19 protein-coding genes are annotated in these 25,830 nt (G+C 38.9%); 1 reads left to right on the top strand and 18 read right to left on the bottom strand.

From position 1 onward, the window contains the following. Positions 1 to 9 precede the first annotated feature (9 nt). The 6 genes from tgt to ruvC all read right to left on the bottom strand — a co-directional run bounded on the left by tgt (position 10) and on the right by ruvC (position 7,087). The gene (gene tgt / locus NV377_RS00260) at positions 10 to 1,146 is read right to left on the bottom strand and encodes a tRNA guanosine(34) transglycosylase Tgt (RefSeq protein WP_258199180.1); all 1,137 of its coding nucleotides are present in this window, start codon (positions 1,144 to 1,146) and stop codon (positions 10 to 12) included. Positions 1,147 to 1,184: 38 nt separating this feature from the next. Then, positions 1,185 to 2,231, bottom strand: a complete 1,047-nt coding sequence (gene queA / locus NV377_RS00255; RefSeq protein WP_258199179.1) for a tRNA preQ1(34) S-adenosylmethionine ribosyltransferase-isomerase QueA — start codon at positions 2,229 to 2,231, stop codon at positions 1,185 to 1,187. A gap of 3 nt (positions 2,232 to 2,234) precedes the next feature. Next, entirely contained in the window at positions 2,235 to 4,340 is a 2,106-nt protein-coding gene (locus NV377_RS00250) for a SpoIID/LytB domain-containing protein (RefSeq protein ID WP_258199178.1), read from the bottom strand. A gap of 589 nt (positions 4,341 to 4,929) precedes the next feature. Then, positions 4,930 to 5,931 carry a Holliday junction branch migration DNA helicase RuvB gene (gene ruvB, locus NV377_RS00245; protein WP_258199177.1) on the bottom strand — a complete coding sequence of 334 codons (1,002 nt, stop codon included), beginning with the start codon at positions 5,929 to 5,931 and terminating at the stop codon, positions 4,930 to 4,932. Positions 5,932 to 5,951: 20 nt separating this feature from the next. Further along, on the bottom strand, positions 5,952 to 6,587 hold the full coding sequence (ruvA, locus tag NV377_RS00240; RefSeq protein WP_258199176.1) for a Holliday junction branch migration protein RuvA: 636 nt from the start codon (positions 6,585 to 6,587) through the stop codon (positions 5,952 to 5,954). After that, positions 6,587 to 7,087 carry a crossover junction endodeoxyribonuclease RuvC gene (gene ruvC / locus NV377_RS00235; RefSeq protein WP_258199175.1) on the bottom strand — a complete coding sequence of 167 codons (501 nt, stop codon included), beginning with the start codon at positions 7,085 to 7,087 and terminating at the stop codon, positions 6,587 to 6,589. The genes ruvA and ruvC overlap by 1 nt, the downstream gene beginning before the upstream one ends. 376 nt (positions 7,088 to 7,463) lie before the next feature. Between ruvC and NV377_RS00230 the strand changes: the two genes are divergently transcribed. After that, complete coding sequence (locus NV377_RS00230; RefSeq protein ID WP_258199174.1) at positions 7,464 to 8,033, top strand: hypothetical protein; 570 nt, start codon at positions 7,464 to 7,466, stop codon at positions 8,031 to 8,033. Positions 8,034 to 8,096: 63 nt separating this feature from the next. On the opposite strand, the gene NV377_RS00225 is transcribed toward NV377_RS00230, so the two are convergent. The 12 genes from NV377_RS00225 to thrB form a co-directional block, all read right to left on the bottom strand. Continuing rightward, a complete protein-coding gene (locus NV377_RS00225; protein WP_258199173.1) occupies positions 8,097 to 8,777 on the bottom strand; it encodes a BofC C-terminal domain-containing protein in 681 nt (226 codons plus the stop codon). 236 nt (positions 8,778 to 9,013) lie between these two features. Further along, positions 9,014 to 11,557 (bottom strand): LysM peptidoglycan-binding domain-containing protein, encoded by a 2,544-nt coding sequence (locus tag NV377_RS00220; RefSeq protein ID WP_258199172.1) that lies wholly within the window; start codon positions 11,555 to 11,557, stop codon positions 9,014 to 9,016. Positions 11,558 to 11,844: 287 nt separating this feature from the next. Beyond that, entirely contained in the window at positions 11,845 to 13,596 is a 1,752-nt protein-coding gene (locus NV377_RS00215) for a glycoside hydrolase family 2 protein (RefSeq protein ID WP_258199171.1), read from the bottom strand. A gap of 2 nt (positions 13,597 to 13,598) precedes the next feature. Next, complete coding sequence (locus NV377_RS00210) at positions 13,599 to 15,215, bottom strand: response regulator (RefSeq protein WP_258199170.1); 1,617 nt, start codon at positions 15,213 to 15,215, stop codon at positions 13,599 to 13,601. A 10-nt stretch (positions 15,216 to 15,225) separates the two neighbouring features. Beyond that, positions 15,226 to 17,031 (bottom strand): cache domain-containing sensor histidine kinase, encoded by a 1,806-nt coding sequence (locus NV377_RS00205; protein ID WP_258199169.1) that lies wholly within the window; start codon positions 17,029 to 17,031, stop codon positions 15,226 to 15,228. Between the two features lie 7 nt (positions 17,032 to 17,038). After that, on the bottom strand, positions 17,039 to 18,334 hold the full coding sequence (locus NV377_RS00200; RefSeq protein WP_258199168.1) for an ABC transporter substrate-binding protein: 1,296 nt from the start codon (positions 18,332 to 18,334) through the stop codon (positions 17,039 to 17,041). A gap of 24 nt (positions 18,335 to 18,358) precedes the next feature. Beyond that, positions 18,359 to 20,110, bottom strand: a complete 1,752-nt coding sequence (locus NV377_RS00195) for a family 43 glycosylhydrolase (protein WP_258199167.1) — start codon at positions 20,108 to 20,110, stop codon at positions 18,359 to 18,361. A 34-nt stretch (positions 20,111 to 20,144) separates the two neighbouring features. Then, a complete protein-coding gene (locus NV377_RS00190; protein ID WP_258199166.1) occupies positions 20,145 to 20,975 on the bottom strand; it encodes a carbohydrate ABC transporter permease in 831 nt (276 codons plus the stop codon). Then, on the bottom strand, positions 20,976 to 21,875 hold the full coding sequence (locus tag NV377_RS00185) for a carbohydrate ABC transporter permease (RefSeq protein ID WP_258199165.1): 900 nt from the start codon (positions 21,873 to 21,875) through the stop codon (positions 20,976 to 20,978). Positions 21,876 to 21,979: 104 nt separating this feature from the next. Further along, positions 21,980 to 23,254, bottom strand: coding sequence for an ABC transporter substrate-binding protein (locus tag NV377_RS00180; RefSeq protein WP_258199164.1), 1,275 nt, complete (start codon positions 23,252 to 23,254; stop codon positions 21,980 to 21,982). 719 nt (positions 23,255 to 23,973) lie between these two features. Continuing rightward, positions 23,974 to 24,846 carry a prephenate dehydratase gene (pheA, locus tag NV377_RS00175; protein WP_258199163.1) on the bottom strand — a complete coding sequence of 291 codons (873 nt, stop codon included), beginning with the start codon at positions 24,844 to 24,846 and terminating at the stop codon, positions 23,974 to 23,976. Further along, on the bottom strand, positions 24,846 to 25,829 hold the full coding sequence (gene thrB, locus NV377_RS00170; protein WP_258199162.1) for a homoserine kinase: 984 nt from the start codon (positions 25,827 to 25,829) through the stop codon (positions 24,846 to 24,848). Before thrB ends, pheA begins: the two co-directional genes overlap by 1 nt. Position 25,830 lies beyond the last annotated feature (1 nt).

Below are 25,830 nucleotides of genomic sequence, written 5' to 3'. Positions count from 1 at the left end.
TCACCCCTTTCAAAATCCTCTAGTATTTTCATTGTTAAGACCATATTGCTCAAAGAATTTATCTCTAAAGTCAAGTAGAGAATCATTCATTATTGCTTCTCTAACATTTTTCATTAAGTTAACAAGGAAATGCAGATTATGATTCGTTGTTAATCGAATTCCAAATGTTTCATCTGCTTTCAACAAATGTCTAATATATGCTCTAGAATAGTTTTTACAAGTATAGCAGTCACAATTCGGATCGATAGGTCCAAAATCTTCAGCAAACTTGGCATTACGAACAACAAGACGTCCTTGACTAGTCATTAATGTACCGTTACGTGCAATACGAGTTGGTAAGACACAATCAAACATATCAATACCTCGAATTGATCCCTCGATAAGAGCATCAGGTGAACCAACGCCCATAAGATAGCGAGGTTTGTCGAACGGTAAATGAGGAACGGTATAGTCTAGAACCTCATACATTAAATCCTTAGATTCGCCTACACTTAGTCCACCTATAGCATAACCCGGGAAATCCATGGAAGTCAAATCCTTAGCGCTTTGTACACGCAGATCTTCATGCATCCCGCCTTGTACTATCGCAAACAATGCTTGATCATGCTTGCGCTCGTGTGCTGCTAAACAACGTTCTGCCCATCTTGATGTACGTTCTGTTGATTGCTTCACATATTCATAAGTAGCTGGATATGGGGGACATTCATCAAATGCCATCATAATATCTGGACCTAGTGCATTTTGAATTTCCATAGCTTTTTCCGGACTAAGGAATAGTTTCTCACCGCTTAGATGTGAACGGAACTCTACACCTTCTTCTGAGATTTTACGGCGCTCACTTAGACTAAATACTTGGAAGCCACCGCTATCTGTAAGAATTGGACGATCCCAATTCATAAACTTATGAAGTCCACCTGCTTTTTTCACGATGTCATGTCCAGGTCTTAAAAACAGATGGTATGTGTTGCTCAATATAATCTGAGCATCCATTGCTTTCAATTCTTCTGGACTCATTGTTTTCACTGTTGCTTGTGTACCTACAGGCATAAATGTAGGAGTTTCGATAATACCATGTGGCGTATGCACACGACCTAATCTTGCTCCTGATTGTTTGCACTGCTTAATAAATTCATATCTAATCGCCAAGTTGTTCACGCGTCCTATTCTCTCAATAATATTACCTCTTAATATATAAACATTGCATCTCCGAAGCTGAAGAATCGATATTGTTCCTGCACAGCTACATTATAAGCATGCATAATATGATCTCGACTAGCTAGCGCACTGACTAGCATAACCAAAGTTGATTTCGGTAAATGGAAATTCGTTAATAATGCACTTACGAGTTGAAATTCATAGCCTGGGAAAATAAAAATAGATGTCCAGCCGTTACAAGCTTGTAGCTTGTCCTCCTTGAAACGTTGTCCTAATGTTTCAAGCGTCCGTGCTGAAGTCGTACCCACTGCTACTATTCTACGGTTCTCATCCCTCGCGCGTTGCAGAATTTGTGCAGTTTCTTCACTTAATTCATAATATTCCGCATGCATCTCATGTTCTTCAATCGTATCACTAGACATAGGTCTAAACGTTCCAAGTCCTACATGTAACGTAATATAGGCTAATTGTACACCTTTCGTTTGAAGTTGTTCGAGAAATTGTGTTGTGAAATGCAGGCCTGCTGTTGGAGCTGCTGCAGAACCATCATGCTTAGAATATACAGTCTGGTAGCGTTCCTTCTCATCTAATTTTTCTTTAATGTAAGGAGGCAAAGGCATTTCGCCTAGTTGATCGAGCAACTCGTTGAAAATCCCATTATAGTTGAATTTTACAGTTCGACCACCCATATCAGCTTCTGCTTCAACTGTAGCTGTTAATATAGGCTCTCCGTGTTCATTCTCACCAAAACAAAGTACTGTGCCTACCTTAATACGTTTGGCAGGCTTAGCAAGTACTTCCCAACGATCATTCTCAAGTTGAGTAAGTAATAATAACTCAACTTTTGCACCTGTCTCTTGCTTTTTGCCAAGTAATCTTGCGGGTAATACTCTTGTGTCATTAAGTACAAGAACATCTCCTGCTTCTAATTTGTCAGCCAAGTCCGTAAAAACACCATGCTCCACTTGACCACTTTCTTTGCTGAGCATTAGAAGACGAGATGACGTGCGTTCTAATAACGGGGTCTGTGCAATAAGCTCTTCTGGTAAATGAAAATCAAATAAGTCTACATTCATTGTCTATTCATCCTTAGTAACAGTTGTTCCTGTATAATAGTATTTCAAAATATATTGATAGTCATACCCTTGTTCAGCAAGAGCATAAGCACCGTATTGAGACATCCCAACACCATGCCCATTACCTGTACCGTTGTATTGATAGCCTGCATCAGTAGTCGCAGCTCGAACATTACCACTACCATCAAGTACATACATATATTCTCCGCTAACCGTTGCCGTGTTGCCATTCGCACCGACAACTTGCAATGCTTTCGCACCATCTGTTTTCGTGCGATCTAATTTATTGGCACCGAGAATAACAATTTTACCCGTTTCCTCAATGCTGAATAATGTGCTTTGCAAAGAACCATCTACCCCAAGAATTGCACGGAAATCAAATGGTTTAGGTATAGGTAATACTTTACCATTCGCCGACACTTCCAATGCCCGACCCGATACTCCTACTTTACTAACTGTAAATGAAGTAATATTGCCAGATATCGTATTGGGTAATTTAGCGTTAATAGTTTTTGCTATTTCATCGCTGCTATAAGGTCCTCTCCGCCAATTCATAGAATTGGATTGAATGACCTTCTCTAGTGCAATTAATTGCACTCCGCTATTAATTAGATCAACTGCCGGAACATTTGATTGAATAAGTGGGTTACGACGAATATTGGTTGCATCTGTATTAGACAATAGAATTGGTTTTCCTGCTTCGTTTGTCTTACCAGTATCTTTAGCCAAATCTTCGCGAATATATCCTACTTTTCCATTAGGGAGAACGACGCGATACCAATAATACAATCCCTTTTCTGAAATTGCATCGGGACTAGACACACTTTTCAAATAAGCAACTTCATTATTCCAAATTTCCTTCGCATCGGCCGTTATTCCGCCTGCATTCGCAGAGTATAACGTTTCGATTAATTTTCCGTTATAAGTAATAACCTCGCCTTTAGTCTCATCAACTGCTTTAGTTGTGTTGGCAGATTCAGAGTTAGCACCATAATATGCTTGACTCGTTGTAGTGTCAACAACATTCGCCACGACAAATCCCGAACCTGAATAAAGGGCATATGTACGTGCAGCAACTGCTTGAGATTTCAGAGCTTCTAGTGGCCATGATGGATACATTTCAATCGCAACTACTGAATATAAATATTGCTCAAATGGTAATTCATTCACAACATACATGGAATTATTTAGCGATCCTAACTCCATCGTACCTCGATAAGATCGTTCGCTACGCTCAGTTATTTTAACTAAACCTTCCTTATCTGCCTTTAACGATACAATCAAATGTGGATTGTATAGATATAATTCATTAGATGAAGTTGCACGATCTGTTGCAGAATGATCAATTCTCATAAGTAGCATATTTTCGCTACCTTTCAAATCTTTCAACGTGCTACTCACTTTACTAGCGGCAGTCTTCACTAACCCAAGCTCAGCAGTTGTACCAACCATTCCAACAACTACGGAATATTCTAGTTTACCAGTACTATTTAATTTCATACCAATCGTAGTATTCAAACCTTGCGCGCCAAATTTCGTCGCAGCAACCTGTGCATCTGCTTTCGTAGCATAGCTACCACTTTCAAGTGCAAACGGACCATATACAGTAGCTGGCGACTTCAAAAGATTAGCAACAGTTGCATTGCTTGTCCACTTCTTCACAGCTGCAGTCGCATCAGTATTACTAGCATATCCACCTTCAAGCACTTGAAAAGTCACTTTATCATTTTTACTTAGAGACGTTAGAAACGGCGTACCACCAGCCGTCTTCACTGCCTTATATACTTGTTGTGCTGCAGTAAAATCAGTGGATTCAAACACATTAACTTTGTAATCATTCATAGCTAATCGTAATTGATCATTCCCCGGGAAATTTAACCACTCCGTTGAATTAGAAGCTGTTTTCACTGATAATCTCATTGCACTCTCAGAAGATAAAGTCGCTACCTTTGTAATACTTGAATATTTTTTCGGAATATCAACGAACAACGCCACCCGAATCTTATCAAGCGACGGCACAGCCGCCTTCGTTGGAGCTGAAATTGATAGTGATAGTAACAATGCGATTACTACACTTAAAATTAAGCTTTGCTTTGCAATTTTCAACATATTATCACTTCCTTATTTTCCAATGAAGATTTGAAATTAAAGCATTCAACCCAATATCGATATCCAGCAACGTGTACGATTCAAGTACACGAGCAGAACCCCATAGCCTTACTCAGTGACGTGTACGGTTCAAGTACACGAGCGGAAAGCCCTTTAACATCCCCATAGCCTTACCCAGTGACGTGTACGGTTCAAGTTCACGAGTGGAAAGTCCTTTAGCATCCTCATAGCCTTACTCAGTGACGTGTAGGGTTCAAGTACACGAGCGGAAAGTCCTTTAACATCCCCATAGCCTTACTCAGTGACGTGTACGGTTCAAGTACACGAGCGAAAATCCTTTAACATCCCCATAGCCTTACCCAGCAACGTGTACGGTTCAAGTACACGAGTGGAGAATGTTTAGCACGAAGCTTATAATGAAAGTTCAAAATCGTGGGCTGTCAGCACCAAGAAGATGCACTCCAGCGGAAACGAGTAGCACAGCGTACGTATTGTGTACGTGAGCACACGCAGGCTTTCGATGGAGGGCATATTCGCCGCCGAATCAACTACGAAGCTGTTCATCGTGATCACAGTCCACGATTTCGAACTACCTCTCCGGGATGGGGAGTCCCAGATGATTGTATGCTTGATTAGTCGCAACCCTCCCGCGAGGCGTGCGTTGTAAAAATCCGATCTGCATTAAATAAGGCTCATATACATCTTCAATTGTAATCGATTCTTCCCCAATAGTAGCTGCGATGGTATCCAATCCTACTGGACGCCCTGAGAAATTGGAAATCATCGCATGTAGCATTTTATGATCAATATGATCTAATCCCATAGGATCTACTTGTAACAATTCAAGCGCTGAATTTGCAATGTCATGTGTAATGATTCCATCACCACGTACTTGAGCGAAATCACGAACACGCTTCAACAGTCGATTAGCAATACGAGGTGTTCCTCTAGAACGCAGTGCAATTTCATGAGATGCTTCGCCTACAATATCTACATTAAGGATTTCAGCAGCACGCGATACGATAAATGCTAGTTCATCTACATTATAATATTCTAGACGACTTACTACACCAAATCGATCCCTTAATGGTGCAGAAAGCTGTCCTGCTCTAGTTGTAGCACCAATTAGTGTGAACGGTGGCAAATCTAGACGAACAGATCGGGCACTTGGACCTTTACCTATCATAATATCAAGTGCAAAATCTTCCATCGCAGGATACAATACTTCTTCTACAGTACGATGTAACCGATGAATTTCATCAATAAATAATACATCACCTTCTTGTAAATTGGTAAGTAGTGCTGCAAGATCTCCTGGACGCTCTATTGCAGGCCCAGAAGTTGTACGTAAGCTAACGCCAAGCTCATTGGCGATAATATTCGATAGTGTCGTTTTACCTAATCCTGGGGGTCCATATAACAGAACATGATCCAATGCTTCCTTACGTAGCTTAGCTGCTTCAATATAAATACTTAATGTTTCTTTTGCTTTTGATTGTCCGATATATTCATTTAAATAACGAGGACGCAAGCTAAGCTCCACCGCTTGTTCTTCCATCATAAGATTGGCGGATATGATTCGATCATCCATTTCAGCTTGACTCCTTTCCGTTATCCTTTAAATAGCTGTTGTAGCGCCTTTTTCATTAGCTGATCTACTTGTTCGTCCGCATTAACTTCATGCTGTAGCACTTGCCAAGCACGGTCTAGTTCCGTCTCTGTGTAACCTAGCGCTTTCAAACCATCCTTCGCTTCTTTCCAAGCTCGACCTTCAGCAATTGGTTCATTAGGAGCGTCCTCATATTGTAAAGTAAAGCTACTAAGTACTCCACCATGCAGATCGATTCCAATCCCATCTAACTTATCCTTCAAGTCAAGTACAATTCGTTGTGCAGTTTTCTTCCCGATCCCTGGTAGTTTCGTAAGATAAGTAAGATTATCTTGCTGAATAGCAGCTACCAATTGCTCAGGTTTTCCAGCTGATAACATGCCAAGCGCTACTTTTGGTCCAATTCCCGACACATCTAGAAATTTACGGAATAATGCCTTTTGCTGTCTAGACTCAAAACCGAAAAGTAATGTAGCATCTTCACGAGCATGATAATGAATATGTACAGTTACTGGCTGTGGCATCGCTTGAAGTGCATATGGATTTGGCGAAAACACACGATAACCAATATCATTTACCTCAATTACTGCATAATCTGCTTCAATAAAAGCAACTTGACCTTTAAGATAATCGATCATTAGTGCTTCACCTCTTTAATTTTTTGTGTTAAAACTGCAGAATGAGCATGACAGATTGCAACAGCCAATGCATCTGCAACATCATCTGGCTTAGGAACGCTACTTAGTTTCAAGAACATCTTCACCATCTCTTGAACCTGTCTCTTCTCAGCCTTACCGTAACCAACTACTGCCTGTTTAACTTGCAATGGTGTATATTCAGCAATAGGTAATCCTCGTTGTGCAGCTGCTAATATAATGACACCTCTAGCCTCGCCAACCGCAAAAGCGGTTGTAACATTTCGATTAAAAAACAGCTTCTCTATGGCAACACTATCAGGCTTATACTTATCCATCAAAGCGCCTGCTGATTCATATACTTGTAACAATCGGTCTTCTTGTGGAGTATGGGCTTCTGTCTGAATAGCACCATATTGAACTGGTGTCAATTTATGACCTTCTTTATCGACAAATCCAAAACCAACGATTGCAATCCCTGGATCAATTCCTAGCACACGCATTCCATCACCTCTAATAATCTGCTAGACAATTCTATACCAGTAAATATTAATACTATCATTTCTGTTTAAAGCTTGTCTAACGTACATTATAGCAAATGTTAGTTACTATGAGAACAAATGTTTCAGTTTAGAGGTGTAAGCTGATCAAAAAATAAATTTTTAAATAAAACAACCGAACATTGTGAGCTAAGCAAGCAGTTCTTTTACGTTAAAGTCAGTTTCAAATCGAAAAGGAATAGTAAATACACATAACAAAAAAAGATAAACATAACCATAATATGGTGAAATATTTTTAGGATTAATCTGCTTGAAACGGGAAAACGACTCGTTTTTAATAAAATATCGTTTGTACAATTTTGTAAAGGGGTGATTCACTTTGCGAAAAAAAGTAATATTTACTGTTTTTGTGTTGGCTTTATTGATAATATTAGGTTTACTTACATCCAAAATTTTATCTTCAAGTACTTTCACAGTAGTTAACTCGGATGCTTCATATCCTGCAATGTCTTTAGAAGAATTATCGATTGAAGCAGATAAAATCTTTCAAGGTATTGTTATTAAACGTGGTCAGTCGAAATTAATAAAGGTTCCTTATTCCACTGATTTAGAGGTCAATATAAAGAGTGAAGGAAAATATTTTGAGTTTGCAGTCACTAAGGTAGAAATTAAAGTTACTGTTCCAATTAAAAACACACAAAAAAATGAAATCATAGTTTACATGGAAGATGGCGGAACAATCAATAACAAAACGTATATAAGTGGAGATGGTCAACTTCAAGTAGGTCAAGAAATATTAATTTTTTCAAATGAAGCAGGATATTCATGGGGAGCTCAATCTCTGTACTCAATTTCAGAAAAAGACACTGTAAATCTACAATTGTACAATGATATGAACGTATATAATGTTAACGATCTTAAAACAAAGATTATAGAAATAATTAAATAACGTTGGAGAATATACTTAATGTTTAAAAAATTAGCGGATACCAGAAGTATCCGCTAATTTTAACTATTGTACTATAGAGTCCGACATCACATTTGTATTCGGTTCATAACGATCAATACTATACTCACTATAAGTAGATAACACACTGTCGTATTCCTCTATATCACTTACTCTGATCCCATTCATTAACTGCTCCCACTCTTGTTCAGGTAAACTACTTTCTAAATAAGGTACATTTAATTGAAAAAATGTTTTCATCACCTTATCTTGAGAAGGTTGTCCATCGAAAAGCGAAAATTCTCCTTCATTACTCATTCCGAAGAATGCATTCTTTTTACAATAAGGAGATAAATCATCGATTTGCTCTACAAAACGAATTAGTGTGTATGATTGATCTACCGTCAGCTCCCAATTAGGATTCTGCTCAGCGATGATGACCACTTCTTCATAATTAAGTTCATCCAATTGTTCAATTTCTTCTCCGCATACATAGACACGATGTAAAATCGTGTGGATTTTCTTATCGCCATGCAGCCAAGTAGACAGATCATCAATTTCATAATTAGAAATGTAGTTTTGCTGTGCTTGTGCATGATCCATTCCTAAAGTCATCGTAATTATATAAAGTATTACTACACTACTTAGCAAAGTTTTCAGTTGCAATGCAAGAAATAGTTTTCTACGCATGCTTCGATTTTGCTTGAGCTTTCGCTTTATCCGTTTCCACATCGAAGTAAATCTCATGTTGTCTCCTCCTGGTAAATCATAATGTATAGTGTTGGCATAAAATATTTTTTTAGTCTCTCTTTTTCTAACTTTCCCCACAAAACAAAAAACTTAGTTCAACGATTCATAATCGTGAACTAAGTTTCTTGTTTTGTACTAAACCGATGACTAACATAACCGATGCCGACTATGCTATAAAGCACTGCTTCGTGATCACCGGCAATGAATTTTGAACTACCTATTCCAAGGTGAGATTATACGTTCAGCCAAGGCTTTCCACCCTTAGGTTTTTTCGGTGTTTTTTTTGCTGCTTGAATGTTAACTCTTTTACCAACTTTTTTAACTTTTGTTACTGGACCTAGCTTGCTTGCTTTGCTTGCTACTCCCTCAACATAAGGTTGCGGAGTTCCACCACAACCACAATCTGTGTTCCAAGGATTAGTATAGCCTTGTACGTTCGGTCCATAACTCATTGGAGGATACATTGCTGATTGAGCTGTTAAAGTCCCGCCATTTGGATTCATATTATTCCCATAATTCATAGGTTGAGCATACCCCCAATTGCCCTGATTTGGATATGTTGGGCATCCGCATGGATTGTAATATTGCATTGGTGCATATGCTGGATATGGAGATACAGGAACTTTATAAGTTGAATTAATCATTGGCTTAAATTTACCCATGTTAGCTTGATTCCCTGAATTTGGTGATTGGTATTGATGCAACATTTCTGCATTAGGGAAATAAGGATGCTGTTCCAAGTCCGCAGGTAACGGCTTAAATCCAGCATATCCTTTGTTTGCGATCGGCATCATCTTTGTTGCAGGCTCCATTTTTGTCGCATATGGTTCGATTTTCGAATTTGCGATCGGCATCATCTTCGTTGCCATTGATTCGATTTTTGAATTAGCGATCGGCATCATCTTCGTTGCCATTGGTTCGATTTTTGAATTAGCAATTGGCATCATCTTCGTTGCCATTGGTTCGATTTTTGAATTAGCAATTGGCATCATCTTCGTCGCATATGGTTCGATTTTTGAATTAGCGATTGGCATCATCTTCGTCGCATATGGTTCGATTTTCGAATTAGCGATTGGTGATACTTTCGTCATCACTGATTCTACTTTTGCATTTGCATTTGCATTTGCAACTGGTGATACTTTCGTCATCACTGATTCTACTTTTGCATTAGCATTTGCAACTGGCGATACCTTCGTCATCACTGATTCTACTTTTGCATTTGCGTTTGCATTTGCAACTGGTGATACTTTCGTTACCACTGATTCTACTTTCGCATTCGCATTGGCATTAGCTACTGGTGATACCTTCGTCACCACTGATTCTACTTTTGCGTTCGCATTGGCATTAGCTACTGGTGATACCTTCGTCACCACTGATTCTACTTTTGCGTTCGCATTGGCATTAGCTACTGGTGATACCTTCGTCACCACTGATTCTACTTTTGCGTTCGCATTGGCATTAGCTACTGGTGATACTTTCGTTACCACTGATTCTACTTTCGCATTGGCATTTGCAACTGGCGATACTTTCGTTACCACTGATTCTACTTTCGCATTGGCATTTGCAACTGGGGACACCTTTGTAACCACTGATTCTACCTTTGCGTTGGCGTTTGCAACTGGCGATACCTTCGTCACCACTGATTCTACTTTTGCATTCGCTACAGGTTCTGTTTTCACCTTAATCGGAGCTACTGTTTTAGCAGTTACCGTAGGTTTCACTTGTGTAGCTTCTACTTTTTGTATAGGGGCAGCTTTTGTTACATTAATTGTTGGAGCGACTTTAATTGTAGGCGATATTTGAATCGGAGCTGTTTGCTTCTTCGGTACTGCTTGGGTAGGCATTATTTGATTGTTTGCTTTTTTCGGATTAATCATTTGTTGATTGGCAGCTTTGTGATTTGGCGACATTCCAGTCACTTGTTGTGCATGAATCTGACCTGATAGATCTATGGAATACGATTTCGGTATATTAATGACGTCTCCTACTTGCAAAACATTCGGATTAGCAAGTTGTTTATTAGCCGCAACAAGTTCTTTCAGTGGAATATTCCAACTATTAGCAAGTTTCCATAAGGAGTCACCTGATTGTACAATATACTTCTGGTTAGTAGTAATATCTACAATAGGGATCTCAGACGGAGTCGTTGCTCCTTTTGGAATTAATACTTTCATGCCGATCGATAATTGATTTGGATTGGTAATATTTGGGTTAAGTGCAAGAATGTCATCTAATGCTACACCATATTTTTTGGAAATTTTATACAGAGTATCACCCGACACTACCGTATGCATTTGTAAACCTGGCAACAACTGATGCAAAAGAGATGGAACTGAAGGTAATGTTACAGAAACTTCTGGCGTCGTTAAAATAGGTGTTGTTGAAGTAGCTTGCGCTGTAACTTGGTGCGAAGCTCCCATTGAAGCTTTTTTCGGAATATTAATGACATCACCAACCTGCAACACATTTGGATTATGAATGTGCTTGTTAGCTGCAATTAGGTCTGCTAGTGATACTCCCCATTCTTGCGATAATTTCCACATAGTATCGCCGGATGTTACGACATGTTGATGTATAATTTCCATTTGCATCCCTCCACTTCTATCACTTCTCACCAGTTCTGAAGACATAGATGGGATCCTAAGCTTAGATCCTATTTCTAGATTATAAGGATCAATAATATTCGAATTTTGCTTCAACAATTCATCAACAGTGACATGATATTTTTGAGCAAGATGAAATAATGTATCATCTTGCTTAATGATGTGTATCCTCACTAAAAATTCCTCCTATACACAGTTGTAATCTTAATACGGCATTATTCCGTATGCAGTCTATACATCCTATGCAGAAACTAGGCAGTCGCCACAATTCCATACAAAAAAACCTAATAAAATTTATGAGCTCTGAAAAAGCACTTCTTCCCTATAACTTGATAGTAATAAATTTGGGTATTCGCTGACATAATTAGCCGACTTCTAATAAAAAATCGAACCTAAACAAAAAAAAAGGGTACTCCTGCAGCCAATACGAATGGCTGCTGAAGTACCCTTTCTACAGTAATTTATTTACTTTCATTAATAGCACGAATCATCTCAAGTGGAACTTTAGGTTGACGGTCATAAGTTAATAAACCATTTATTTCCTGTTCTACATCTGTTAATTGTGTATAGCAATAACCCTGAACCACCTTGGAATCTTGCATCGGCTTAATAACTGCCTCAAGTCTCTGAATGAAATCTTCATCGTTACTAGCACCAGAATAGCCCCAGCCTTCCCATTCACTCTTCTTATATGAAATTCCACCGAACTCCGTTACTAGTATCGGCTGATTGCGATAAGTATGACCTCCCACTGATAAATCTCGATTAGCAGGTCTAGCAGTAATAGTTGAATCAACAGTCGCATAACGTGCTCGCAACACTTCTTCTCTCCATTCATAATCATGAATATTATAAAGATCAGTTTCTACCATTTCCCATCCATCATTAGAAATAACAGGTCTTGTAGAATCAAGTGATTTCGTTAAATAATACATAGACATCGCATGTTGTTGTTGTAATGCATCTATTTTAATATTTGGCACACCCCAGCTTTCATTAAGAGGTACCCAGACAACTAAACTAGGATGATTGTAGTCACGATCCATCGCTTCTTGCCATTCCTTTGTAAATTTACGCACATATTCATTAGAATATTGGTAAGCATTTGCTGCCTCACCCCATACTAAGAGCCCCATGCGGTCACACCAATATAAGTAACGAGGGTCTTCAATTTTTTGGTGCTTACGTGCGCCATTAAAGCCCATTTCCTTTGTTAGTTCAATATCACGCTTTATGGCATCATCACTTGGAGGTGTTAAGTTTCCATCTGGGAAGTAACCTTGATCTAGTACTAATTTCATTTGATATGGTCTGTTATTAATGCATAACAAGCCATTATCGACAGAAACTTTACGCATTCCGAAGTAGCTCGTCGTCTGATCAACTACTTTGCCACCTAACATAAGCGTAAATGCAACATCATATAAATTAGGATTCTCCGGGGACCACCAGCGACCTAGTCCATGATCATTAAAATCATGTAGCCCAATTCTTCGTTTGGATTGCTGCTGTTTTAATTGAAATGTATCCGATACTATAGCTTCACCATTAAAAGAAATATCTACCTGCAATTCCAATTGACTCCATGCAGCTATTCGATCTACAAAGAAATCCATTTCTATCTCGTTAGAATCAATATGGGGCGTAAATTTCACTTTAGACAAATGAACTTCAGAAACGGCCTCCATCCAAACAGTCTGCCAAATTCCCGTAGTGCGAGTATAAAATATACTTGCTGAATCAGATAGCCAATATTGCTTTCCTCTAGGCAGTGTCACGTCATGACTGAAATCAATAACTTTTACAACGACTACATTATCTTTATCTTGCAAAACATCAGTAATATCTGCATGGAAAGGCGTGTGTCCGCCTTCATGATAAGCCACTTGATGACCGTTAACCCAAACCGTTGCCTCATAATCCACTGCACCGAAATGAAGCATAATGCGTTTATTAGTAAAATCTTTTGGAATTTCTAGTGAACGGCTGTACCATACAATATCATGAAAATCTGGATCAGCAATACCACTTAATTGACTTTGATAAGCAAACGGAACTTGAATTTCTCGGGTGAATTTTTGTCCCCCCAACTCCCAATGCTCCTTACTCCCTCTATTCTCATCATCAAATTCGAAAGACCATTCTCCATTCAAATTCACCCATACTTCTCTTACATATTGTGGTCTAGGATATTCCATACGGTATGTAGTCATTTTCATTTCTCCTTCTCATTTCTCATATGTTTTTCGCGATATTCAGTTGGTGACATACCCGTCTCATTTTTAAATACGCGATTAAAGTGTCTAATACTTGTAAATCCTGTCTGCGTCGCAATGACGACCAGCTTTTGATCAGAATAAGCCATTCGTTTCTTTGCCTCTGAAATTCTAACGTCATTTAATTTATCTATGAAAGAAATTCCTGTACGTTGTTTAAACAAACTGCTGAAGTAAGCTGAATTCAAAAATACGGTATCTGCAACATTCTTTAATGTTAGCTGTTCCGAAAAATGACTTTCAATAAACCTAATGGTTTTCTCAATGGGATCTGGCTCCAACTGAGCTTGATTGAGATTTGCCGTATGCATTAATTTGACTAGCAATCTACCTAATTCATTTGATAGTTCATCTTTCGTGGATATGGAACAAATATGCAGAAGAATAGAACGAACATCATCAGTTCCAAGCCATTGCTTTGTTAGCCTTAGCTGGTTAGCCCATTCACAATAATGAATAATTATTTTGCATATTTGTTGCTGTACGTATTGCGGTGAATTAGCGTCCTGGCAAAGCTTATGTACAAATCGCTCCACCTGAGTGAAAAGTTTCTCTGTATTTCCGTCTTGAAATGCCTTTTCTATGCTATCCAAGGAGAGAGTGCTATAGTCATGTATAGCAATACCTATCTGAGTTTCGCCTTCGTATTGATAAACTTGATCATCACCTAATATTAATCTCAGCAAAAAAGCTTGTTGAGCTTCCTGATAACTTTGCACAATATCCTCGACTTTGCCATACGTACGACCTACACCAATTGTAACGGTCATCTTAGACAAACTATTAACTTGCCTGCGAATACTTTCTGCCAGCTCGTTCATCTCTCTTTGGGCATCTTCACAATCTTCATGGTTAACAATAACAACAACCTCCGTTGCCGTCGGTGAACAGCATATACCAGTAAACCTTCGATCTAGTATTTCTTGCACAAGCTGTTGCAAATAAAGGATAAATAATGACGGGTCTGCTTGATTGTATCTCTCCTCCGCTATTGAAGGCTTATCTAATTGCAGCACGATACAAGAATTCCACTTTCCTTTAAATACAATTCCATCACTCGCAAGCTGATCAAAATCCTTTTCTTGAAGTTTGCTGCACAATAGTCCCGTTATAATCTGCTCTCGAGCTCTCGTTATTTGCTCTCTCTTTTTTGTATGTAGTTGTTGCGAAGCTTCTGCACGCTGTTGAATTTTCTCTTTCATAATAAGTAAGCTTCTATCGAGCTCGTCGCGTTCAATAGGCTTCATAATATAATCCTTTGCACCTTGACGCATCGATTGTTGCACATACATAAAATCATCATAGCCACTTATTACAACACACAATACTGTTGGGAATTGATTAGCCATTTGTTGCTGCAGTTGTATGCCATCCATTCGAGGCATTCTAATGTCTGTTAAAATCGCATCTGGCTGCAGTTTGTCTACTTGCTCAAGCGCCTCGATGCCATCCCTTGCTTCTCCAACGATTTCCCAATCTTTATCTAATTCCTGAATCATTTTTTTTATACCGGTACGAAAAATTGTTTCATCGTCTACAATGAGAATACTAGGCATAGAATCCCTCCTACTGTGATATTTTCTTAGTTGTAATAGGCAAGGATATCGTAACTTTCAATCCTGATGGTTCTATATTTTGTAAAACTAAACCGTATGTTTCGCCGTAATGCAGTACAATTCTACGATGCACATTAAGTAAGCCATTGCCAAAGCTCCCGCCAATATCTTTAGAATGCTTTAGCTTCCATTGCAGCCTCGAAAGCTCCTCTTCCAAAATACCAATTCCATCATCTGTAACGGTGACAACTAATTTATTGTGATCTCTACGACATATTAGGTTTATTGCTCCATAACCTTTACCTCGATCTATACCATGATTAATTGCATTTTCCACAATTGGCTGGATAATTAACGGAATAACTTCACAATCCATAAGCTCGTCATCTACATCAAGCTGAAATGTAATCCGATCCTCATATCTCATTTGCTGGATTGTCATATAGCCCTTCACATGATTCAATTCATCATGTAAACTTACCCATTCTTTTCTTCCGTTGAGACTGTATCGTAACAACCTGCTCAATGTGTTGGTCATCGTAACAACCTCTCGATTGCCTTTAATTTCAGCATACATACTAATTGAGCCTAATGTATTGTACAAAAAATGAGGGTTTATTTTACTTTGTAAAGCAGTAATTTGTGCGTCTTTCTCACGAATCTCTGTTTCATATAGCAAATAACCTAGCTCACTTAATCGCGAAACCATCATATTAAAGGTATGACCTAAATGACCAACCTCATCCCATTGCTTAACAGGAAATGTCACAAGCAGATCACCACGTTCTACTTTTCTCATAAGCTTTGATAAGCTCCGTAAAGGCTCTGTAATGCGATAAGCTAGAAATGTTGAAAATAAAATAGCCAATACAACGCATGCCGCTCCGATAATGAGTAGCGTATTTCTAATTAAGACTGTTTCCTTCGTCAGTTCTGTTACAGGAACGATCCCCACTGTTTTCCAATTTGTAATACTCGAAGTGACATAAGCAATCTGTTGTCGCTCCCCTTCTAAATCGGCATGGGTCACACCCTCTAGTTCCTCAAGCTGCCAAAGTCCTGATAATTCCCCCAGCATCGTATCCTTCTGCTTGACTGCAACTAACTCTTCTTCCGTCGTTGTAACAAATATTTCCTCACGATCGCCCAATGTAACCTCAGACAATATCTGCTGTATAAATTTCGGGTTAACATCAATAACAATATAACCTAGCTTTTTCCCTGAATCGAATACTCTTAGCTCCCTTGCAATCGAAAACACAGGATATTGAATTCCGTTTACCGTTTCAATATTATGAGTAGCAGCGAAAATAGAGCGACCATCCCCCGAACTCTCTTGCTGTAGCCAAGTCACATTATCATCCATACTATAACTAGTAACATATTGACTTTCAGGCAATACAACATACGAGGCACCATACTCCCCATACAAGGACACTCCCACAATGTCAATTCTTCCGTTCAGAAATACTTGCGTAACAAAGCTATTTAGATCTTTAATTTCCTGTAAGGTTAACGGCTGGTTATGCTCACGCTTACTGTTCAAAAACGTAATAATATCTTCATATTGGTAAGGCATCAAGGTAAGACGATCTAACTCCTCCATATACGCATCCATACGTAATGTAAGCTGTTTCAACGTTTGTAATTGATAATCTCCGACCTTTTGCTCAAGCTTATCGGCAAAAATGGTTAACGTGAAATAAATCATAATACTTAACGGAACGACAATGAGAACAAAGTAAATCATTACTAGTTTTTTTGCTAGCTCTTTATTTTTAATCCATTCAATTACTTTTCTCAATCTCGTTCTCATCGTCAATTTATTCCTTTAATTCATCATTTATTTTGATCTGCGTTTGTCTCAGTGTCTCTTCTGGTGTCTGTTGTCCGTAGTTCATCTTTTCAAACTCTTGAATAAGAATTTCAACAATCGGCCATTGCATCACATGTCTTGGCCAATAAGCTACATAGTTTGCCGTCGCAGCGTAATCACTACGGAAAGGCAGAACTTCATATTCGGGACTTTCCACAACAGAGGTCTTACTTGGTACATGCCCCGCTTCCGCCCACTTAGCTCCATGCTCTACAAGCCATTTCATGAAATACAAAGCAGCATTTCTTTTTTCATTCGTCATACCGTGCTTAGTCGGTATAACTAACGTATGAGAATCGCCCCAGACTGCCTCATGATCAAATACAACCGGGAGTGGGATCACTCCAAAATCCAATTTTTCCGCTTCTTCAAACGCCCCTGTTCCCCATACTCCTGTAATAAGAACAGCAGCCTGGCCATCATAAAACATTTTGAAAGCATCGTTAATATTAGGTGGAATAATACCATCATTATAGAGTCGATGAACGTATTGAAGAGCCTTTAGTGCTTTATCATTGTTAATAACTGCTTCGGTTTGATCATTATTATAAAACGCTCCTCCACCATCTATTTGATTGTATAGACTCCACCACAGCCACACGGAATCAATTCTAGTTCCTGGCTGTGCCAAAGGAGCAATCGATGGTGGTAATTTTTGTTTTAACACTTTCAAAAAAGATTCTAAAGATTGCCCGCTATTCAGCAATGGCTCACCTTGAGCATCTAACAAGCCTGCTTGCTCTAAGTAATGTTTATTATAATAGAGCACTAAAGTGTGGGTATCTAGAGGCACAGCATAAGGAACTTCATCATAGACAGTGGACTCCAAAATATTAGCGTTAAATGTATTCCAGTCTAAACTGACTGCTTTAGCAGGCTCCTCTAAATTTTCAATATAACCATTTTGGACAAATTGAGGTAAGCTTGTTTGATGTAAAATGGCAACATCGGGTGCACTGCCTGATAATATCGTTGTACGCAAACGTGAGTAATAATCATCTAATCGAGAATTAACTTGTATGACTTGAATTTGACTGTTTTCTTCATTAAACAAATTAACAAGCTGAGTCATAAAACGATTATCCCCACCGCTAAAGGGCGTCCAAAATTCCAACTGAATAACTTGCAAGTTGTCATCGGGTATATTGGCGGAACGATTCGAAGTAGAACAGCTCGTTACTATTAAAAGGAGGCTAAGACAAATTAATAGCACAATCCTTTTCTTCCATATTCTGCTTGTCATTGCTTAACCCCCTACAAAAATACTTTAATGTTTAGTTGCCGCACTAATGTCAATATAATCAATTTCTAATTGACCAGATGCGTTTGCTAGATGAAGGACATTAGCACCCTCTACTAACTTAACTATCATACTATTTAGTATAAACTGATTACGCTCCGTGCTAGATATTGTAAGACGTTGGTTCTTGTTTTCATTGATTGTAATATCTATTTCTTGCTCCTGTCCACTTGTATTAGCTATTGCAAAACGCAGTTCATATTCGCCAGCTGATGGAACTTTTATATTAGTAAAACTGACCGCCTTCTGCTTGCTTGCAGCAATAAATAGAGTACCGCCATTAGACGCAAACGGATTATCTTGAGTCTCAGAATCCCCAAAAATAGTAGCATATTCTGCCTCATATCTTGGAATTTCAATAGCAGAAATATGCTCCTTGACTCCTTCTCCCTGCAAACTAATCGCTTTCTCTCCTGCTAATAATGACAATTGCAAGTGCACATATCCTACTTCATCAGCTAAAGTTGGAGCAAGTAGAAGCTGTTGCTCTTCCTGCCCATTTAATGCTACCGTTAATGAGCGGGTCTCGCCAGTTACATTTTGGTAATGGAATAAAATCGGAAGCACAGTATCTACCATTGTGACAATGCCTGTATATCGGTAACCATCAACTTCCTCAATCGCATCTACGCTTCTATATATACCTGAACCTTCAGGTACAGGTATAGCCGTCAAAAGCGACAACGGTGAACCAAAGCTTGGTTGCCCTTGCTCATTCCATTCCACTCTTTGTGCACGAGCACGACGGTTGCTCCAACCATCATTAATTGCCGTTGTTGCGTGATAAACAATAAAGGTTTCACTTCCATCAGGTGATGTTACAAATGAATTATGTCCTGGGCCATACACGCTAGCCTCATCATTCCGAGTCATAAGTGGTTCTATTGCTTTACTCCACTTAGATGCGTCTAACGGATCAGCACCTTTTTCTAAAGTAAGTAAACCTATACTATAATCTGGTGTCCAGCTCCCAGCGCCTGAATAAGCAATGTGAATTTGACCATCTTTTTTCAATATCGCCTGACCTTCATTAATAAAAGGTGGGCCTCCCGCTTGTTCCCATGCAAGATCAGGTTTACTGATCATAACTCTCGGTCCATGAATTGTATAAGGATTACTCATAGGAGCTATATATGTGTTTTGAGCAATGTTTTCATCGCCTTCCCAACCAGACCAAACAAAATACAATTGATCCTCTTGTTCCAGCACCAAACCATCAATTGCCCATTTATCGGTAGAGTCAGTTACTTGCCCCTTAAATCTATATTCACCCATCGGATCATCAGTTACCGCTTCAAGTGCATACATACGATGGTTTTCATTTTGACCATTATCCGCCGCGAAATAAATATACCATTTACCTTGAATGAACTGAAGTTCGGGTGCCCATAAATTCGCAGAATACATCGTATTAACTGGTGGATACCATACGATTTTTTGATCTGCTTCTCTAAAATCTAATGTTTTTGAGCGGAGCAACATTATATCAACACCATCATGTGTAAAAGTCATATAGTAAAAACCATCATGATAAACAACGCTAGGATCCGGTGTATCCATACTTACTAACAAGTTTTTGTAGGTACCCCCATGTCCATTATACGGAACATTTACTTGTACGTCGTTAATCGGCGAGCGAAACATTAGCCATCCCCCTAACATAAGCACTGCTAGCAAAAATACAACTACTGTAATCCCTTGTTTTCGAGTAATTTTCATGCATATCCTCCATGAATATGATCTTACTTCCTATTTATTTCACCGCAGATTGAGTAATTGCTTTAACAAACGATCTTTGACCAACTATAAAAATAATAATAACGGGTAGAGCAGCAATTGTTGTCATTGCCATCAACTTGCCATAACTTTGTGTGTAGCTTCCTGTTGCCATAATTGCAATACCTGCTGTAATGGTTCGCATCTCTGGAGAAGATGTTGCATATAGTGGCCAAACAAAATCATTATAAATCCCCATAAATGTGAAAATAGCAAGTGTAACCATAATTGAAGTAGCCGATGGTAGCAATATACGAGCATAGATATGCCATTTATTCGCTCCATCAATCCGAGCAGCTTCTTCAATTTCCTTAGGAAACGATACAAAAAATTGATAAAGTAGAAATACACCGAATGCTCCTGCTGTAGCCGGAAGTATTAAAGCTGGATAAGTATTAAGTAGGCCTAACGCATTGAATTCCATATACATAGGCAAAAACGTAAGGACAGATGGAATCATCAGTGATGCTATAAAGATAGGTAGCATTATACGTCGTAACGGCATATCATTCAGTCTTGCCAGTCCGTATGCTGCCATGGAATCAATAAGTAGCACAATAATGGTTCCGACAACTCCAACCAGCAATGAATTTCCGATCCAGCGCATGATAGGAACATTCATAAATTCCCCTTGAATCCCTTGCACAAAGTTATCTATCGTCGGATTAATCGGAAATAAATTCATTTGTCCTGAAAGTGCCTCAAAATCATTTTTAAATGCAGTAGATAGCATCCATATTAATGGAATCATAAAAACAATACCGATTATGCATGCCACCAAAACAACTCCAATTTTTCGAGCTATCATCTATTTCTCCCCTTTCTTAGCCATCGTTAGTTTCATTTGTACGAGGGATATAATTATTATTAGTAGTGCCATCATAATAGCCATTGCAGAAGCTGAACCAATTTGCTTGCGTGCAAATGCTTGATCCAGTACGTTCATTAACAATACTTTAGTCGAATCACCAGGTCCACCTCTCGTTAGAAGGAATGGCTGTGCGTAAACATTAAAGGATGCTATCGTCGAAGTAATCATTACAAAAAGCATAACGGGCTTAATCGTAGGTAACGTTATATGAATAAACTTCCGCCATTGATTCGCACCATCGATCGAGGCTGCTTCATAATAATCTTCTGGCACCTCATTAAGTGCATTAATAAAAATAATCATGTTAAATCCGATCGTCCACCATAAAGTAGTTATAATAAGAGCGATCCATGCCCAAGGTGTGGCTGTTAGCCATGGAATTCCCAAAATTCCCGATTTTTGAAGTAAGCTATTTAAAAATCCAGCATTCGTATCGAACATCATTAACCATATGACCGCCATAACTGATGCGGATAATGCATAGGGCATGAAATATATTGTTCTAAATAACCCTCTAATTTTCCTAGGTAATGCATTAACTAGCATTGCCATCCCAAGTCCTGTAAAAATCAATAATGGCACAGAGTAAATTACAAACTGGAAAGTTGCCCATAAGCCTCTAAAAAACACACTATTGGCATACGTTCCTGGTGTGATAATCTCAATATAATTTGCCAATCCTACAAAATCGTGTTCTGCGGACAATAATTCAAAATTGTGTAGACTTAAATAAACTCCATATAAAATGGGGAAAAGTAAAAACACACTAAAAGCAATTAAATATGGAATGACGAACAAAAACGAAGTAAAGCGGGAACCCACACTACTTTTCATCATATTACCCCTTCCTGCACTTGCGGCCTCTTAAGTTCTTTTCATACACGGTTGTAAAAAGAAGATGAGACATGTATTGCACTATCCCATCTTCTCTTCAATTAGACCTATTTCATCGCTTGATGAGATTTATTGACTGCGTCATCCATAGCTTCTTGAACACTTTTATTGCCAAGCAATGCGTTGTTCAATTCACTCCAGATTGGCTCTGAAATGGTATCCCAATTAACTACGTTAGGACTAAATTGTACATATTCGAAAGAAGAAGCAATTGTGCTTTGGAACTCAAGAGCTTTAAACTCGACACTTTCAATCATCGGAATAGAAGCTAGTGCTTGACCAGATTCAGCCCAATCCATAGAGTTAGAAGAAACGTATTTCAAGAAATCACCTACGCCTGCAACAACTTTTTCATCTGTAATGCCTTGAGGAACTACGAATCCATGTGAACCAGCGTATACCGCTTGTCCAGCTTTACCTAATTGAGGAACAGTTGCAACGCCATAATTTAAGCCCGCTTCATCAAATTGTGATTTCATCCATGGGCCGTTAAATTGAATAGCATTTTTACCTTGAAGGAACAATGTGTTTTCCCCATCTTGTTGCACGTTAGCTGGAGAAGTACCTGCTTCAATCATGTTGCGAAGATATTGAACAACTTCAACCACCTCAGGTGAATTAAAGCCCACATCATTACCATCCCATAGCTGACCACCATTTTGCCAAACTAATGTTGGGAAAATAAATTGTTGTGGCCAAAGAGTCGGTACTACATAACCGTAGACACCCTTACTAGCATCTGTCAGCTTCGTAATTGCTTCATCAAACTCTGCACGGTTTGTCGGAACAGTCGTTACTCCTGCTTGCTCGAACAAATCTTTGTTATAGTACATAACTAATGGATGAATATCCAAAGGAATCGTATACCATTTATCCTCGATTGTACCGTATTCAACGGGAGCTACTGCAAAATCTGCTTTGGCAATTCCCGCCTCTGCTGCTAAATCATCGATTGCTTGCAATTGATTTTTGCTAGCGTATGTTGGCACCTTATCTACGTGCATAATCATAAGACTTGGCTTATCTTTAGCTGAGCTTAGTGCAATATCTACTTGCTTGTAATATTCACCGTTTGGATGAATTACAAAATCTACTTTGTATTGATCCTGTGAGCTGTTGTATTTATCAACAATTTTTTTCATAAAAGGTCCATCTGATCCAGAGAACGGTGACCAAAACAATATTTCTGTTTTCTTACCAGTTCCTCCTGAACTTTGGTTAGTACTGTTGTCACCTGAGTTACTGCTGCATCCTGTTGCGATCATAGCAACAATTAGAATAAGTAGTAGTAAGCTAGACCATTTCATCCCTTTTTTCTTCATTATACTAATCCCCCTATTTGTTTAATTCGGTAGTTGTTACAACCTTGCTACTATCATAAACGGAAGATGAGTCCCGACAAGCGTCACATTTATAGATGATGTGGACATATCTTTAGAATGTTATAAATATGTTGCCTCTCATTAAATTTTACGAGGCAACATATAGCACCAACAGACTGAAATCAAATAAAAAAGACGATTTTTCATTCGCAAACCGAATGAAAAATCGTCTTTTTTATGATGCCACAGAAAAGTGTACGGTTAGAGTACAAAAGCTAAGAATGTTTAGCTCAAAGTCTCAAATGAAAGTTCTACCAAAGTTCAACACCCGAATATGCAATCCTCAAGCACTTTGTAACGAACCCCAGCAACGTGTACGGTTCAAGTACACGAGCGGAGAATGTCTAGCACGAGGCGACAAATAAAGGCTCTAGCGAAGTTAATCCCCGAGCACACAACCATCAAGTAAGATGAAACAAACCCTAGCAACATGTACCGTTAAAGTACATACTGCTGGGTTTTGTTTTGATCGAAGCTTATAATGGAAGTTCGAAATCGTGGGCTGTCAGCACCAAGAAGATGCACTCTAGCGGAAACGAGGAGCGCAAGTAGTAGTTATTGGTACACGAGCACACGCAGACTTTCGATGGAGGGCATATTCGAAGCCGAATTAACTACGTAGCTAATCCGCGTGATCACAGTCCACGATTTTGAGCAACCTATAAAAGGTGTTCGTATTTGTAGCTTGGATAACACCCTAACACCCGCACCTGACACCCAATCGCTTCAACTTCTTGCAGTGCTGATTGAAGTAAAAACTCTTCAAGCGAGTACTTAATCTCAATATAGAAATAATAACTACCTAATTTCTTCTTCGTTGGACGCGATTCAATACGTGATAAGTTAATTCTTCTCCACGCAAACGCAGACAACACCTGATGCAATGCTCCAGCATAATCTTCAGGTAATGTAACCAGAATACTTGTCTTCATATTACTATTTTCACGAGCAGTATATGGCTTATCTCCCACTAGGAAGAAGCGAGTGTAGTTATTATTGTGATCAGTGATCGATTCCGCCAATATATCTAATTTATTATTAACCGAAGCCGTCTTTGTTCCAATTGCAACTATACCTTCTCCTGGACGATCTGCAACGATTTTGACTGATTCCGCTGTACTACTCACATGTTCCGTTTCCGCATGTGGGAAATATTCACGAATATATTGAAGACATTGCGACATCGCTACTGGATGGCTAATTACTTTTTTCACTCTGGAATAATCTATCTGACCGTACTCATTTAATAATTCTGAACGACGACCGATAAGATTCTGAATGGAAGGATAAACCCATTCCGCTTGAATGGGGAGATTTACTTCATGAACAAGCCAATCTAAATGCAAGCTCACTGAACCGTCAATCGTATTCTCTATAGGAATAACACTATAATTACTAATATTATTTACAGTCGATAGAAAAACATCTGAAATCATTCGATGATGTTCCCATTGAACGGAGTCATCTGAAAAGAATAACTTTGCTGCTTCATCTGATACTGATCCTGCTGGCAATAGAGCTACTGTTGTCATTAGTGTCCATCTCCTTTAACTAAATCCATAAACGCGATTGTTTCACCCTGCGTATTGGATTCGTAAATGACTCTTGCGCCATAAATATCTGGAGATAGCCACATCGTAGTAGCTGTTATGCCCTCCTTCTTCATGCACTCAAGTAAAAATTGTTCAAGTTCCTCTTGCTGCGTACTTTGCGAATCAACAAATGTAATTAATGTTGGTCCTGCACCACTAAGAGCTGCTCCAAGGGCACCTTTTTCAGTAGCATGTTCTAAAATATATTCCATTCCAGGAATTAATGCCGCGCGATAAGGCTGATGTATTCTATCTTGCATAGCCGTACGAATTAATTCAAGCTGACCAGATGCAAGCGCTGCGACAAGCAACGAACTGCGACCAATATTAAAGACTACATCTGCTTTGCTGTATTGACTCGGTAATGCATGTCTCGCTTTTTCAGTTGATAATTGAAAATCTGGTACTACAACTAATGTTTCAAGCGTAATAGGAGGCGTTATCTTCACGTATGGAGCTGTTTTCTCATCCCATGAAGAAATAACTATCCCACCAAATATCGACGCTCCTACATTGTCTGGATGTCCCTCTAATTCCGTTGCCATATGGAATAGCTCGTCAGTAGTTAATGGTTGTCCAATCAGTGCATTGGCAGCTACAAGCGCACCAACAATAGCTGACGCACTACTACCTAAGCCACGCGTCAACGGGATATCACTATACATACTTATTTTAAGTGCTTGCTCTGGCATTCCTACCCGAGCAAACACTTTTTGAGCTACTTTATATACTAAATTATTGTGATCTGTCGGAATTCCTTCCATACCATCGCCATATAGATGAACCTCTGTTTCATCGGCTACTGTAAGCTCTAACCATGCATATAGCGATAAAGCCATGCCTAGTGCATCGAAACCTGGTCCCAAATTAGCAGTACTCGCGGGAATTTTAACAACTACGGATTGTTTTTCTATTTTGTTCATG

This window comes from Paenibacillus endoradicis (genome assembly GCF_024721975.1).
Note: the sequence above shows the minus strand (reverse complement) of the source record. Positions and strands in the feature narration are given on the sequence as shown.